11 protein-coding genes are annotated in these 14,646 nt (G+C 50.1%); 4 read left to right on the top strand and 7 right to left on the bottom strand.

Annotation, left to right across the window (positions count from 1 at the left end; genetic code table 11):
• The first annotated feature begins 129 nt into the window (after positions 1–129).
• Complete coding sequence (locus tag QUW60_RS00585) at positions 130–4,077, top strand: hybrid sensor histidine kinase/response regulator transcription factor (RefSeq protein WP_289558074.1); 3,948 nt, start codon at positions 130–132, stop codon at positions 4,075–4,077.
• A 184-nt stretch (positions 4,078–4,261) separates the two neighbouring features.
• Here the strand turns inward: QUW60_RS00585 and QUW60_RS00580 are convergent, their stop codons facing one another.
• Entirely contained in the window at positions 4,262–5,830 is a 1,569-nt protein-coding gene (locus tag QUW60_RS00580) for a sulfatase family protein (protein WP_289558072.1), read from the bottom strand.
• Between QUW60_RS00580 and QUW60_RS00575 the strand changes: the two genes are divergently transcribed.
• Both QUW60_RS00575 and QUW60_RS00570 read left to right on the top strand, forming a co-directional pair.
• Complete coding sequence (locus tag QUW60_RS00575; protein ID WP_289558070.1) at positions 5,830–6,135, top strand: hypothetical protein; 306 nt, start codon at positions 5,830–5,832, stop codon at positions 6,133–6,135. The two genes, QUW60_RS00580 and QUW60_RS00575, sit on opposite strands and share 1 nt — an antisense overlap.
• Positions 6,136–6,154: 19 nt before the next feature.
• Positions 6,155–6,778 (top strand): trimeric intracellular cation channel family protein, encoded by a 624-nt coding sequence (locus QUW60_RS00570; protein ID WP_289558177.1) that lies wholly within the window; start codon positions 6,155–6,157, stop codon positions 6,776–6,778.
• Positions 6,779–6,847: 69 nt separating this feature from the next.
• Here the strand turns inward: QUW60_RS00570 and QUW60_RS00565 are convergent, their stop codons facing one another.
• Genes QUW60_RS00565 through pyrB form a run of 6 tightly spaced genes read right to left on the bottom strand, consistent with a single transcriptional unit; the run spans position 6,848 to position 11,666 of the window.
• Positions 6,848–7,564 carry a YiaD family glycine zipper/OmpA-like lipoprotein gene (locus QUW60_RS00565; protein ID WP_258336821.1) on the bottom strand — a complete coding sequence of 239 codons (717 nt, stop codon included), beginning with the start codon at positions 7,562–7,564 and terminating at the stop codon, positions 6,848–6,850.
• 30 nt (positions 7,565–7,594) lie between these two features.
• The gene (gene glyA / locus QUW60_RS00560) at positions 7,595–8,875 is read right to left on the bottom strand and encodes a serine hydroxymethyltransferase (protein WP_258336820.1); all 1,281 of its coding nucleotides are present in this window, start codon (positions 8,873–8,875) and stop codon (positions 7,595–7,597) included.
• A 29-nt stretch (positions 8,876–8,904) separates the two neighbouring features.
• The gene (locus tag QUW60_RS00555; protein ID WP_289558066.1) at positions 8,905–9,642 is read right to left on the bottom strand and encodes a porin family protein; all 738 of its coding nucleotides are present in this window, start codon (positions 9,640–9,642) and stop codon (positions 8,905–8,907) included.
• Between the two features lie 3 nt (positions 9,643–9,645).
• Complete coding sequence (locus tag QUW60_RS00550; protein ID WP_258336818.1) at positions 9,646–10,212, bottom strand: flavin reductase family protein; 567 nt, start codon at positions 10,210–10,212, stop codon at positions 9,646–9,648.
• Between the two features lie 2 nt (positions 10,213–10,214).
• A complete protein-coding gene (gene pyrI, locus QUW60_RS00545; protein WP_434736821.1) occupies positions 10,215–10,673 on the bottom strand; it encodes an aspartate carbamoyltransferase regulatory subunit in 459 nt (152 codons plus the stop codon).
• A 48-nt stretch (positions 10,674–10,721) separates the two neighbouring features.
• Positions 10,722–11,666, bottom strand: a complete 945-nt coding sequence (gene pyrB / locus QUW60_RS00540; RefSeq protein ID WP_289558062.1) for an aspartate carbamoyltransferase — start codon at positions 11,664–11,666, stop codon at positions 10,722–10,724.
• A 504-nt stretch (positions 11,667–12,170) separates the two neighbouring features.
• Between pyrB and QUW60_RS00535 the strand changes: the two genes are divergently transcribed.
• Positions 12,171–14,498 (top strand): transglycosylase domain-containing protein, encoded by a 2,328-nt coding sequence (locus tag QUW60_RS00535; protein ID WP_258336815.1) that lies wholly within the window; start codon positions 12,171–12,173, stop codon positions 14,496–14,498.
• The last annotated feature ends 148 nt before the right edge of the window (positions 14,499–14,646 follow it).

Here is a 14,646-nt window from a genome sequence, read left to right as displayed (position 1 = left end):
TGCTTGCGGATGATATTGAAAGCAGCTTTTGTTTCTGGAATGCCGCATTTCTCCTCTTTATATTCCGGTACGTTTGGATTTTGATAAAAAACTTTTAACTTTGTATTTAGACTTACGAAAAACATAAAAATGAAAAAAGTTCTGAAAGATATTTTTATCTGTATAATGATAGTCCTTGGGGGCTGCCCGGCTTTTGCGCTTGATGCCGTTCATTATGTATTCCAGCCCATTTCCGACGGGGCAGTCCCTCTTTCCGAAGTGAACTGCATTTACAAGGAGCCTAACAGTTATGTGTGGATAGGAACACCCAAGGGGCTGTATCGTTACGATGGAGGGACGATGAAGTCATACGTTCATGCTGAGCCGGAAAATTCTTTGCCTGAAAATGTGATATGGGACATACTTGCTGACAAAGAGGAGAATCTTTGGGTGCTTACGCCAGGCGGAGTATGTATTTATAACAGACAGGACGACTGTTTCCGGACAGTTGCTGATTCGGAAGGACGTACGGTGACGGCCTTTTCCGCGTGCCTTGCTGATGATATCTTGTACCTGGGCGGAAAAGATATCGTCTACCGTTACGATGCAAAGGCGCATTGCGCGGTTCCGGTTGCGGAACTGAAAACAAAGAAACGGCTTCGGATAGACGGTATGGTTCCCCTCTCGTCCCAACTTCTGCTGTGCAAGAACATGGATGAAGGAGTCTTCATTCTTGACATGAATGCCAAGACCTTCACAAAAGCTCCCTATGACTGCTCGAAAGAAGTGTCGGCCATGCTTGTTGATGGGGAACGTGTCTGGATTGCTACGTATAATCACGGGCTGTCGTGCTTCGACAAGTTGTCCGGGAAGCGGACTGGCTTTTATAATACGGTGAATTCGGATATGAACAGTAACGTCATACTTTCGCTCGTAAAGCAGGATTCGCTGCTTTGGATAGGTACGGACGGAGGTGGAATCAATATTCTGGATCCGGAAACAGGCAGCGTGAATATCCTGACTCACCGTCAGGCTGACGAGCGCTCGTTTCCCGGCACATCAATAAAAGTGTTGTATAAAGACAGCAATAACGCCATCTGGGCCGGGAGTGTACGCAACGGTGTCATCAATATCAAAAGGAGCATGGTCTGTACCTTTACAGACGTTCCTTTGGGGAGTCCGTACGGGCTGAGCAATCCTACCGTACTGTGCCTGTATCAGAAACCGGGTTCGCCTTATATATGGATTGGTACTGACGGGGAAGGAATCAACCGGCTTGACACGCGGACGTATACCTTTGCTCATTATCCGGAAACCCGCTATGCAAAAGTGGCTTCTATTGCTGAGTTTGGCGGAGGAAAGCTTCTGCTTTCTCTTTATACCCGGGGGTTCTTCTTGTTTGATATGGATAGCGGGAATCTGGAGCCTTTGAAAATGTCTGACAGTGAAATAAACAGGCTGCTCCTTTACAAAAGGCAGACTTTGAATCTGTTCAATGAGTCGGAAGGCAATATCCTGATGTTCGGGCGTCGCATTTACCGGTACGATGTCAGGACCGGGCGCATCGGGAAGATCGTTTCTCCGGAACTGCCTTATGTGGGCGGAAGCTTGCTCCCGGTCGGACAGGAGGGCGGTTATACGTATATGCGTGACAACAGAAACCTTTACCGTCTGGCCGTTGGCGGAGATAAGATGGAATGTTTGTCGGACTTTCCTTCGACAGAAATAATCAATTCCGCATCGCTGGACGGAGAGGGGAATGTCTGGATCGGTTCAAACGGAAAAATCATCCGCTTTGATATTGCCGGCAAACATTCGGAAGACGTGTACGCTGAGGCTTTCCGGGGAGTGAACAGTGTGATACGCGACGGCTCGGACCGCTTATGGATCGGCGCGAACAATAATCTTTATGTTTATTTTCTGAAGGAAAAACGTTTTTCCATGTTGGGGGAGTCCGACGGAGTGGCGCATAATGAATACCTGGGAAAGCCGATGCTGCGTGACAATGACGGCGACATCTACTTGGGCGGCATCAGGGGACTGCTGCATATAAGCCGTTTCTTCTCGTTTGACGAAACCGACAAGCCTTTGATAAGGCTGACCGGCGTACAGATAGATGGGGTTCCGATAAAGAATATCAGTTGGGACGGAAATCCGCATGTCAATTATCCTTGGGGAAGCAAGGCCTTGTCGCTGTTTGTCATGTCTGAAGAGAAAGATATTTTCAGAGAAAGGCTGTACAGACTTACGATGCAGAATGCTGACGGAATACAGAACTTTGAGTCTGCCAGCCCGGAGATAAGCCTGCGTCTGCTGCCTCCGGGAGAGCATAAGATTTTCGTTTCCTGCAACAGACAGAACGGAGAGTGGACGGATCCAAGACTGCTGCTTACCGTTGATGCGCTTCCTCCCTGGTATCGGACATGGGTGTTCAAACTGGTTGCCCCTTTGCTGCTGATTGCTTTGATTTTTGCGGTTTCGGGAATGTATTACCGGAAAAAGACCAACCGGCTGAAACTTGCGATGAAAGAAAAAGAAAAAGATATTTATGAGCAGAAAGTGCGTTTCCTTATCAATATCAGTCATGAGCTGCGTACTCCTTTGACTCTGATTCATGCCCCCTTGAAGCGGATTCTGCAAAACATGTCGCCTCAGAATCCTGATTTTCTTCCTCTTGGCAGAATCTATCGCCAGTCGGAGAAGATGAAGGAACTGATAGATATGGTGCTTGACTTGCGGAAGATGGAAACCGGGACAAGCAACATGCACTTCGAGCTTTATCCGATGAACGAATGGATTGAAAATACGGTCGGCGACTTTTACGATGAAGGAAAGGCAAGAGGGATTCAAATTGTTACGGAACTCGATCCCCAGATCCGGGCCGTTTGCTTTGACAAGGAGAAGTGTACAATCGTTCTGACCAATTTCCTGATGAACGCCATCAAGCACAGTCCGGAAGGAGGCACGATCCGGGTGGCTTCACGACTGGCGGAGGACGGAAAGGTGCGCATTTCTGTGTCTGATGAAGGAATGGGGTTGCAAGGCGTTGATTTGAACAAACTTTTTGTCAGATTCTATCAGGGGAACGAGGAACGTACGGGTACAGGAATCGGACTGTCTTACGCCAAAGTTCTTGTGGAGCTTCACAAGGGAAAAATAGGCGCTTCTGACAATGTGGGGAAAGGAGCCACATTCTATTTTGAACTGCCTTCTGACTTGCAGCCGGAAAAGGTTTCGTGTGAGTCCAAGCCTTATCTTAACGAACTGTTCAATGACACGGAAGAAAAGCTGGTGAGCAATAATGAAAGCAGCATCGATACGAAGAAATATACGGTGCTGGTTGTTGATGACAGCGATGAACTGCTTGATTTCTTGAAGGAATCGCTGGCGGGCTGTTTCAAGGAGGTCTATTCGGCTTCCGACGGTGAGGAAGCTGTGAAGATTTTAAAGAAATATCTTCCGGACATTGTGGTCAGCGACATCATGATGCCTAAAATGAACGGGTATGAGCTTTGCAGGTATATCAAGTCGAATATTGATTACAGCCATATTCCTGTTGTGCTTCTGACCGCCCGCAACGAAGAGCAGAGCTTGCAGGCGGGCTATAAGATGGGAGCCAACGCCTATGTCCCGAAGCCTTTTGAGGTGGAAACATTGCTTGAAATACTGAGAAGCAAGCTGAAGCTTAAGGAAGACATCAGGCAGAGGTATTCGCAGTCTGCATTTCTGCCGGAGCCTAAAGAGGCGGCATTCAGTGCCGTTGATGAGAATTTCCTGCTGAAACTGAACAAGACTATCAACGAAAACCTCAACAATCCGGAGCTGGGAGTCCCTTTCATCTGTCAGGAAATCGGCTTGAGCCGCACTTCTTTGTACAACAAGCTGAAGGCTGTTGCCGGAATGGGGCTGAATGACTATATCAACAAGATCAAGCTGGAAAAGGCAATTGTGCTGATAAAGACTACCGACATGTCTTTTGCAGAAATAGCAGATGTTACGGGATTTTCTACTGCGCGCTATTTCAGTACCACATTCAAGCAGTATACAGGATGCACGCCTACGGAGTATAAGGAGCAGTTTGCCAAAGGCAAGGAGTGACCTGTATAGGGATGTCTTTTGCTGGCTTAAGAATCTGGGTATAATATTGCTTGACCGGAAAATTCAGGCTCTGAGGCTGGTTGGGGAAAAAGCAGGCGAAAGCCGGCATTCGGCCAGGTTGATGGCTCTGAATGCCGGCTTTCGCTTTGGGACTCATTCAGAAGAATATCGCTTCAGGTCAAGGTTACTCCTTGTCCCTGTCGGGAGAAAAGCGGACCGGGTCATTGTATTGTTCCTGCAAGCGTTTCAGCTCTTCTTTCAGTTCGTTTGCAATCGGTTCGTATTCCTTCTGTCCGTAAAGGTTGTGCATTTCTGATGAATCCTTCGTCAGATCATACAGTTCCCACCAGTCGATGTCATTGTAGAAATGGATGAGTTTGTAGCGTTCTGTCCGTACACCGTAATGGCGTTTCACCATATGTTCTGCAGGGTACTCATAGAAATGGTAATACAGTGCCTTGCGCCAGTTTTCGGGCTTTTCTCCTTTCAGCAGCGGAAGCAACGATTCACCCTGAATGTCTTCCGGAACGGGAGCGCCTGCCAGTTCAAGGAAAGTAGGAGCGTAGTCAATGTTCTGCACCAGTTCCGTGATGTCCCCTTTGCGTGTAAAGTCTTTCGGAAGCCTCATAATCAGCGGGGTATGCATTGACTCTTCATACATGAAGCGTTTGTCGAACCATCCGTGCTCGCCCATATAGAACCCTTGGTCGGAAGTGTAGACAACCAACGTGTTTTCCAGCAGTCCGTTTTTTTCGAGATAGTCAAGCACACGCCCCACATTGTCGTCAAGTGATTTGACGGTTTTCATATAGTCGCGCATATACCGCTGGTACTTCCAGTTGGCAAGTTCCTTTCCCGAGAGGTTCTGTTTGTAGAAATCTTTGATAATCGGATCGTAGAACTTGTCCCAGGCTGCGCGCTGTGCTTTGTCCATGCGTCCCAGAAACGATTCATAGGTCGCTTTCAGGATGCTGTTCTTGTCGGGACGGAGCATTTTCAGGTCATAGATCAGATCCATGTCTTTGACTATGCTCATTTCCTGTGCAGCCGCTGCGGGACGTCCTTCATAATCATCGTAGAAGTTATCGGGCAGAGGGAAAGTCTTGTCTTCGTATAAAGCCAGGTTGCAGGTGTCGGCCATCCAGTTTCTGTGGATTGCCTTGTGGTGGATCAGCAGGCAGAACGGCCTGTCCTTGTCCCTCTTGTTTTCCATCCAGTCGATGGCGTCATCAGTGATCAGGTTTGTTATGTAGCCATGCTTCTGGATTGTATCGTTGTCTTGCGTTATGAAGTCCGGGTTGTAATAGCTTCCTTGTCCCGGCACGACTTCCCAATAGTCGAACCCTGACGGAAGACTCTCCAGGTGCCATTTGCCGATGACGGCTGTTTGGTATCCCGCTTTTTGCAGGAGCTTGGGGAAGGTTTGCTGCGAACTGTCGAATACGCAGGTCGTGTTGTCATAGAATTTGTTTGCGCACGAGTGCTTTCCTGTAAGCATACATGCACGGCTGGGGCCGCTCAGTGAGTTGGCTACGAAGCTGTTCGTGAATCGCACGCCTTCGTTGGCGATGCGGTCGAGATTGGGCGTTTCGGCATAAGGCGAACCGTAGCAGCTCATCATTTGAGCCGTGTGGTCGTCTGTCATGATGTAGACGATGTTGTACTTTGGGGTCCGCACATCTTTCCTGTTCTGGCATGCTCCTGTCAGGAACACTAATGCCGCTGCCCCGCTTAATAAGGCGATGTTTTTCATTGGCTGTAAATTTTGTGATTCTTGAATGCACAAATTTACATTTATATTTCTTTCTTGCAAAGATCGGAGCCGGCATTGGCGGCCGAATGGTCATATTTGGTAGTTTATTGGTGATTATTGGTATTGTGCGGCTGGCATTGGCGCGTGATAAATGGAAACCAAAATCTGTTGTATATTTGATTTATGATTATCTTTGCGGGCGAATTGCATGGCTGCGTGCGGCTGTACCGGAAAATTCTGCATCCGCGGTCGGACAGCCGGAGGTGGTGCAGGCAGAAATGAACAGTAAAAAAACAGTAATTTGAATATATGGACTTTTTTCACATTCCTTCGTTTGTAACGATTCTCGATTTTGTCGGGACGTTTGCTTTTGCCATCAGCGGCATCCGGCTGGCTTCTGCCAAGCGGTTCGACTGGTTCGGCGCATATGTCGTGGGACTGGTTACGGCCATCGGTGGCGGAACGATACGCGACTTGTTGCTTGACGTGACACCGGCGTGGATGATTGATCCGATGTATCTTATCTGTACGGCCCTTGCGATGGGCTTTGTGATACTTTTCGGGCGTTATGTTATCCGGCTGAACAACACCTTCTTCATTTTTGACACCATCGGTCTGGCTCTGTTCACCGTAGTAGGTTTCAGCAAGGCCTATTCGTTGGGGTATCCTTTCTGGATCGCGATCATGATGGGAAGCATAACAGGTGCTGCCGGCGGTGTGCTGCGTGACATCTTTATCAATGAGATTCCGCTGATTTTCCGCAAGGAGATTTATGCCATGGCTTGCGTGATAGGCGGTCTGGTCTATTGGATTTGCCTGATAGAAGGTCTGGAGTCGTATGTGTCGCAGATAATAGGCGGAACAACCGTCTTTCTTGCGCGTGTGCTTGCCGTAAAGTTTCGGATTACACTTCCTATTCTGAAAGGAGAAGAATCCTCTGATTCTTGATACATGAGATTGCCGCAGAAGGCGGGAGGCGCGTATGCTCGCCTCTGTCGCCTTCTGCGGCAAAGTCTTTTATTGCAGAGTGCCGGCTTCTGCTTGCTGGATCATCTGCTGGCTGGCATACATGAAAACTTCAACGCGGCGGTTTTCCTGCCGTCCGGCTTCAGTCGAGTTGTCAGCAACCGGGTTGGCTTCGCCCATTCCCTCTACAGATTTCAGCTGGTTGGGAGAAACGCCGCATCCCAGCAGGTAGCTTGATACGCTCTGTGCGCGTTCCTGCGAGAGGTTCAGATTCTTCTGTGCGCTCTGTTCTGCCGTTGAGTTTTTCCATCCCGTATTGTCAGTATATCCGTAGATGGATACGTCCATGTCGCGGTTCTGGTTGAGCACATTGTTGGCAAACTTGCTCAATGCGGCTTTGGCCGATGAGCTGAGTGTGGCACTGCTTGTAGGGAAAAGAATGCCGGAGTCAAAAGTTACCTTTACGGCTTGCAGGTTGTTGTTGTCCGTAACCATTTCCACTTGTGCCCCTTCAATCTTTTCAGCTTCGGCTGCTGCCTTGTCCATTTTCTTGCCGATCAGCACGCCTGCGCCTGCACCGACAGCACCGCCTACGGCAGCACCGATTGCCGCTCCTTTGCCGTGTCCGAATATGCCGCCGAGTGCAGCTCCCAGTGCGGCGCCGCTGCCTGCACCAATCAGTCCGCCTTTACCCGTGTTTGTCATTCCACATCCGCTAAGCACCAAGCATCCGCTCAGTAGGATAGCCATTGAAGTCATTTTGTTCATAATGTTTTCTTATTTTAGTTAAGCTGTTTTCTAGTATGCAAACAACGGATAGCCCTTCATTGTTTCGTTCACACGGTGACGAACTGAAGAAATTATTTCCTCGTTGTCTACATTCGAGAGAACCGTTTCGATCATTTCGGCGATTTCATACATCAAGTCCTCTTTGGCTCCGCGGGTAGTGATTGCGGGAGTTCCTAGCCGGATGCCGGAAGTCTGGAATGCCGAACGGGTATCAAACGGAACCATATTCTTGTTGACCGTGATGTCTGCGCTTACCAGCGCTTTTTCTGCCACCTTCCCGGTCAGATCCGGATATTTTGTGCGGAGGTCTACCAGCATTGAGTGGTTGTCCGTGCCGCCCGAAACGATGGTGAACCCTCTGTCCATCAGTGCCTGTGCCAATACGCGCGCGTTCTTCTGCACCTGTTTCTGGTATTCCTTGTATTCCGGTTGCAGACATTCGTAGAATGCTACAGCTTTGGCTGCGATGACATGCTCGAGCGGGCCTCCCTGTATGCCGGGGAATACGGCAGAGTCGAGCAGCTGCGACATCATCTTGATTTCACCTTTCGGCGTTTTCTTTCCCCATGGATTGGGGAAGTCTTTGCCCATCATGATGACACCTCCGCGCGGACCGCGAAGCGTCTTGTGTGTGGTAGAAGTCACGATGTGCGCATATTTTACCGGATTGTCGAGCAGTCCGGCTGCGATCAGACCGGCAGGATGAGCCATGTCGATCATGAGCAGCGCGCCCACCTTGTCGGCGATTTCACGCATACGCCTGTAGTCCCATTCGCGCGAGTAGGCCGATCCGCCTCCGACAATCAGTTTCGGGCGTTCGCGCAGGGCGATTTCTTCCATCTGGTCGTAGTCTACCCGTCCGGTTTCTTTGTTCAGGTTGTATTCGCACGGCGTGTAGAGAATGCCGGATGTGTTTACGGCCGAGCCGTGCGAAAGATGTCCTCCGTGTGCCAGGTTCAGTCCCATGAACTTGTCGCCCGGATTCAGTACGGCTAGGAACACAGCGGCATTAGCCTGTGCGCCCGAGTGGGGCTGTACGTTGGCCCATTCTGCGCCGAAAATCTGTTTCAGGCGGTCGATGGCCAGCTGTTCGCTCTGGTCTACCACTTCGCATCCTCCGTAGTAGCGTTTGCCCGGATAGCCTTCTGCATATTTGTTGGTCAGGCACGATCCCATGGCCTGCATGACCTGGTCGCTTACAAAATTCTCCGAAGCGATCAGTTCGATACCCTTCAACTGCCGCTGGTGCTCTTTTTCGATGATGTCAAAAATAGCGTCGTCTTTTTTCATGATTATAAATGTTTTTTGGATTTGAATTGTCAGAAAATGATTCCGACTGAAAAGCTCAGTACGTTCAATCTCCGCTTTATCTTTATTTCTGCCTGGTTATACGGCTCCTCGGTGGCAGAGCTGTCGTATCCGATTGATTCGGTCACATTGTGCAGCCCGACCTCGTATCTGAAGTCGATGAATATGTTTGATATGTTGACGGCGAATGCGGCTACGGCACTGTATCTTACCGGTCCCACCGTTTCGTGTATGCCTTTCTGATAGAAACCTGAATACGTGTTCTCGCAATGCTCTTTCCATACCCATCCCACTTTCGGCCCTACCATGAAAGCCATTCCGTAGGGATGAATGTCGACAAATTTATAGCCGTAGAGCAGAGGGATGTCGATTGTCGTCGCCCGGCTTTTGATGAGCGCGCTTTCTTCGATCAGCGAAGAGTTTGCAAGCGTATAGGGGATTGAGATACTTCCCAGCAGTACGTTGTACGAAATCTCCGGCTGGATGAAGTGGTGCTTCTTCATGTTGAAGCGGCAGAAGACGGATGCGAAGTAGCCCACTTTGTAGTTGTTCTGCATTCCTTCCAGCTCTTCTCCGTTGATGGTGAAACGGTCGGTAAAAAACATGGAAGAGTTGAACCCCGCTCTTACTCCCACGTTGAAGCGTGGTTTCTTGAGGGTCACCATCGGTGTGGAAATGCGTTGTGCCTGCAAGGTTTCCGCAATCAGCATTCCCGCACAGAAGATGATGAGAGTCAGACTCTTCCACATAGGCTATTTTTTCTTTTCTACCGACCAGCCGAACTTGCCTGTCTTCTTGCCCAGTTCGTAGTATCCTCCGTGGACATAGACAAGCAGTCCCGAGTCGGCCAGTTCAAACTTTCCCGTTTCCGAGTTCAGGTATTTGTCGTCGGCCTTCACGTTCACCACATCGGCGATGAACATGTCGTGCGAACCGAGCGAAAGGATTTCTTTTACCCGGCATTCAATGCACAGCGGCGACTCTTCGATGATGGGTGCGCTTACCATTGCCGCTTTTCCCGGCGTGAGCTTCATTTCGTGGAACTTGTTGTAGTCTTTTCCCGAGCGCACGCCGCACCAGTCGGTTGCGTATGCCATATCCTTTGTGGTCAGGTTGATGACAAACTCCATGTTTTTCTTCAGTATGGGGTAGGAATGCCGTTCGGGTCTGACCGAGATATAGCACATGGGCGGGTTGGTGCACAGCGTTCCCGTCCATGCCACGGTAAGTATGTTGTATTCTTCTTCGCAGCTTCCGCAGCTCACCAGCACCGCCGGCAAAGGATAAATCATTGTTCCCGGTTTCCAGTCCTGCTTCATGGCTACAGCAGCTTGATGTTGTCTTTCGACTGTTCCTTTTCGCAGTAGTGGCATTTCAGCAGGCCTTTTTCTTTGTCCACCAGGTGGAACCATGTCTGCATGGGCTCGTTGTTGGTGATGCACTTCGGGTTGTTGCATTTCACGATGCCTTTCAGTTCGTCGGGCATGATCACCGCCTTTTTCTCCACCACTTCGTAATCCTTGATGATGTTCAGCACGATGTTCGGAGCCACGACGGAGAGCCGGTTGATTTCGTCTGAGCTGAAGAAGCGGTCGGCAATCTTGATGATGCCCTTCTTTCCGAGCTTCTTGCTCTCAAAGTTGTTTCCGATGGTGATGTTTGCAGCCACGTCTTCCAGATGGAGAAGCGACACCACTGTAAACAGTTTGTCCGAAGGTATGTGGTCGATGACCGTACCGTTTTTCAGCGCGGCCACCTGCAGTTCTTTTTTCTCGTTCATGTTCATAGGATGGATAAGTGAATAATCTGGTCAGATTTGATGTTCTCGTTATAGCTTTTCGGTGTCAGCCTTCACTTCGTCGAGGGTGATGCCCAGCACGTCGCAGAGGATTGCCTCGCGCGCGTAAAGTCCGTTTTTCGCCTGCTGGAAGTAGTAGGCTTTCGGGTTGTCGTCCACGTCGTATGCGATTTCGTTCACGCGGGGCAGCGGATGCAGGATGCGCAGGTTCGGGCGTGTGTGCTCCAGCATCTTGTTGCGCAGGATATATACGTCCTTCACCCGTTCATACTCCATCAGGTCGGTGAACCGTTCGCGCTGCACGCGTGTCATGTAAAGGATGTCTGCGTCGGCTATGATTTCTTCCGTAAACTCCTTGTGCTCTTCAAAGTGTATGCCGTTTTCCTTGCAGAACAGCTTGTATTCGTCGGGCATCCGCAGCTCGTCGGGCGCGATGAAGTGGAATGTCGGATTGAAGTGGCGCATGGCCAGCAGGAGCGAGTGTACGGTGCGTCCGTATTTCAGGTCACCCACCAGATAGATGTTCAGGTTTTCCAGCGTGCCCTGTGTCTTGTATATGGAATAGAGGTCGAGCATGGTCTGCGAAGGGTGCTGGTTGGCTCCGTCGCCCGCGTTTACGATAGGTACCGGCGCCACTTCGCTCGCATATCTTGCCGCGCCTTCCAGGAAATGCCGCATCACGATGATGTCCGCATAGTTGCTCACCATCATGATGGTGTCTTTCAGCGTTTCTCCCTTCGACGAACTGGTAACCTTAGGGTCTGTAAATCCGATGACCTTTGCTCCGAGGCGGTTTGCCGCCGTTTCAAAACTCAGCCGCGTGCGTGTTGAAGGTTCGAAGAAAAGCGTTGCAACTATTTTTCCGTCAAGCAGATGGCGGTTGGGTTTCTTTTCGAATTCTTTTGCCATTTCCAGCAGGTAGAGGATTTTCTCTTTCGTGTGGCTGGCAATCGTGACTAAACTTCTATTTTCCATATTAAGCTTTTTAATGCTGTTATAAATATCGGAGTTCAAAGGTAGGGAAAAAAATAGAAAAAACCATCTGTTTTCCGGAGTTTTCGGGAGGGGGCTGAAAATAAGCCGTCATTTGAATGAAGATGATGGGAAAGATTGGTGAAGATGATGGGAAAGAATTTATTTTTTACGCGGTGAATTTTGAGGCTTTCCGCAGGCTGCCTGTACGTGTGCGGAGAAGCTGAAAACGCTGTGGTTTGTCGTGGGTCCTCGGCGGATGGGGAATTGTGGCTGTCAAAAGAGCAAGGGTAGGGGTTTCTTTCTTTATTTCTTTCTTTTATATAAGGTGTCGACAGCCTTTCGTGTCCCGTATATGTCCTGTATCGGGCTGCAAGAGGCTGTTGTGCAGTGCGTTGAACGTCCCTTTTGTGTCCCGCTTCAATTTTTGAAAAGGATTCTTGGAAAAATCCGATGATTTTCCCTAAATTTGCAGTTTATAAAAAAGAATTTGTTTTTAATCAGAATATGAGAAAGACTTTTATCATTATACTTTGGGCGGTTCTTGCACTCGTAATCGCTGCGGTGGCCATTGTCTTTACAGCCATCTCAAAAGGGAAGATCGGATATGTCCCTCCTGTCGAGGAGCTGGAGAACCCGAACCTGAAATTCGCCACACAGATCCTTTCGGAAGACGGACAGTTGCTCGGGACGTGGTCGCTCAGCAAGGAAAACCGTGTGTATGTGGGCTATAACGATCTTTCTCCCCATCTGGTGCATGCGCTCATCGCTACGGAAGATGTCCGTTTCGACCAGCATTCGGGAATTGACGCCCGCGCCTTTCTGCGTGCGGTGGTGAAGCGGGGCATCCTCATGCAGAAGCACGCCGGCGGAGGAAGTACGATTACCCAACAGCTTGCCAAGCAGTTTTATTCGCCCACGGCCGACAACGTGATGGAGCGTCTGCTGCAGAAGCCGATCGAATGGGTGATTGCCGTGAAGCTGGAACGCTATTACACGAAGGAGGAAATTCTCACCATGTATCTCAACAAGTTTGACTTTCTCAACAATGCCGTAGGCATCAAGACTGCGGCGAAGACGTATTTCGGAAAAGATCCGAAGAGCCTGAAGATTGAGGAGGCCGCTACGCTGATAGGAATGTGCAAGAATCCCTCGCTCTACAATCCGCGCCGTTTCAACGAACGTGCGCGCGGACGCCGCAATGTAGTGCTCGACCAGATGCGCAAGGCTGGCTATCTCTCCGCGGCCGAGTGCGATTCGCTTCAGGCATTGCCGCTGGTGTTGAAGTTCCAGCCGGTTGACCATAAGGACGGGCTGGCCACTTATTTCCGCGAGTACCTGCGCGGCATAATGACTGCCAAGAAGCCCGACCGCAGCAAATACCGCGGCTGGCAAATGCAGGCTTATTATGAGGACTCCATCGCCTGGGAAACCAACCCGCTTTACGGCTGGTGCGCGAAGAACAAGAAGAAGGACGGAACGAACTACAATATCTATGTAGACGGGCTGAAGATATACACCACCATTAATTCCCGTATGCAGCGCTATGCCGAAGAGGCCGTGTATGAGCATGTGGCGAAATACCTCCAGCCAAGGTTCTTCAAGGAGAAGAAAGGCCGCAAGACAGCTCCCTACACCAACGAGCTGACGCCGGCCGAGGTGGAGCAGATCTTGATGCGTTCTGTGCGTCAGAGCGACCGTTACCGCACCATGAAAGCTGCCGGATACAGCGAGGCTGAAATCACGAAGGCTTTCAACACTCCTCACGAGATGACCGTGTTCTCATGGGACGGCGACAGGGATACCACCATGACTCCGCTGGACTCCATCAAGTATTACAAACATTTCCTGCGTACCGGGTTTATGTCGATGGATCCGCTGACCGGCCATGTAAAGGCATACGTGGGCGGACCTAACTACAACTATTTCCAGTATGACATGGCGATGGTCGGAAGACGTCAGATCGGGTCTACCGTGAAGCCTTTCGTCTATTCGCTGGCAATGGAAAACGGTTTCTCTCCCTGTGACGAAGTGCGCAACGTAGAGCAGACATTGTTTGACGAGAACGGCCGTGCCTGGTCGCCGCGCAACAGTTCGAAGAAGCACTACGGAGAGATGGTGACCCTGAAGTGGGGGCTTGCCAACTCGAACAACTGGATTTCCGCCTACCTGATGAGCAAGCTCAGCCCGTATGACCTTGCCCGTCTGATCCATTCGTTCGGCGTGCTGAACAAGGATGTCCAGCCGACCGTTTCGCTTTGTCTGGGTCCTTGCGAGATTTCCGTAGGAGAGATGGTGAGCGCTTATACGGCATTCGTGAACAAAGGCATCCGCACCGCTCCGCTGTTTGTTACGCGTATTGAGGACAACGACGGGAATGTAATCTCTACGTTCACGCCTCAGATAAATGAAGTGATCAGCGAGTCAACCTCCTACAAGATGCTTGTGATGCTCCGTGCCGTGATAAATGAAGGAACAGGAGGCCGCGTGCGCCGGCTCTATGGCATTAAGGCGGATATGGGCGGCAAGACCGGAACCACAAACCGCAACTCAGACGGATGGTTTATGGGCTTCACGCCGTCGCTCGTGTCCGGCTGCTGGGTTGGAGGCGAAGAGCGTGACATTCATTTCGACTGGATGCGTGACGGTCAGGGAGCTTCTATGGCGTTGCCTGTGTGGGGCATTTACATGCAGAAGGTGTTTGCCGACAAGACGCTGGGCTACTCGGAGGATGAAACGTTTGACATCCCCGGCGATTTCGACCCATGCAAAGACCGTCTGACAGAAATAGAAGAGGAGCATAACAGCCGCCTTGACGACATCTTCTTCCAATAGCCGGAGGTTTAGACAGCTTGAATTTTTTTTCTATAAAACCCAAATACAGGAATGGCGGTAGGGCTTTTTGCCGTACCGCCATTTTCGTTTCGATCAGATGAGTTGTTCCTTTGGGAGATTCCGCGGCGCGTATATTGGAATCCGTTAT

This window comes from Bacteroides gallinaceum (assembly GCF_030373775.1).
In the GTDB taxonomy this organism is placed as follows: domain Bacteria; phylum Bacteroidota; class Bacteroidia; order Bacteroidales; family Bacteroidaceae; genus Phocaeicola; species Phocaeicola excrementipullorum.
This window is presented reverse-complemented; position numbering and strand designations above follow the sequence as displayed.

What these genes read in the sequence shown, in the direction of transcription:
- QUW60_RS00585 (WP_289558074.1), top strand. Translation starts at nt 130, where the DNA reads ATGAAAAAAGTTCTGAAAGATATTTTTATCTGTATAATGATAGTCCTT.
- QUW60_RS00580 (WP_289558072.1), bottom strand. Translation starts at nt 5,830, where the DNA reads ATGAAAAACATCGCCTTATTAAGCGGGGCAGCGGCATTAGTGTTCCTG.
- QUW60_RS00565 (WP_258336821.1), bottom strand. Translation starts at nt 7,564, where the DNA reads ATGAACAAAATGACTTCAATGGCTATCCTACTGAGCGGATGCTTGGTG.
- glyA (WP_258336820.1), bottom strand. Translation starts at nt 8,875, where the DNA reads ATGAAAAAAGACGACGCTATTTTTGACATCATCGAAAAAGAGCACCAG.
- QUW60_RS00555 (WP_289558066.1), bottom strand. Translation starts at nt 9,642, where the DNA reads ATGTGGAAGAGTCTGACTCTCATCATCTTCTGTGCGGGAATGCTGATT.
- QUW60_RS00550 (WP_258336818.1), bottom strand. Translation starts at nt 10,212, where the DNA reads ATGAAGCAGGACTGGAAACCGGGAACAATGATTTATCCTTTGCCGGCG.
- pyrI (WP_434736821.1), bottom strand. Translation starts at nt 10,673, where the DNA reads ATGAACGAGAAAAAAGAACTGCAGGTGGCCGCGCTGAAAAACGGTACG.
- pyrB (WP_289558062.1), bottom strand. Translation starts at nt 11,666, where the DNA reads ATGGAAAATAGAAGTTTAGTCACGATTGCCAGCCACACGAAAGAGAAA.
- QUW60_RS00535 (WP_258336815.1), top strand. Translation starts at nt 12,171, where the DNA reads ATGAGAAAGACTTTTATCATTATACTTTGGGCGGTTCTTGCACTCGTA.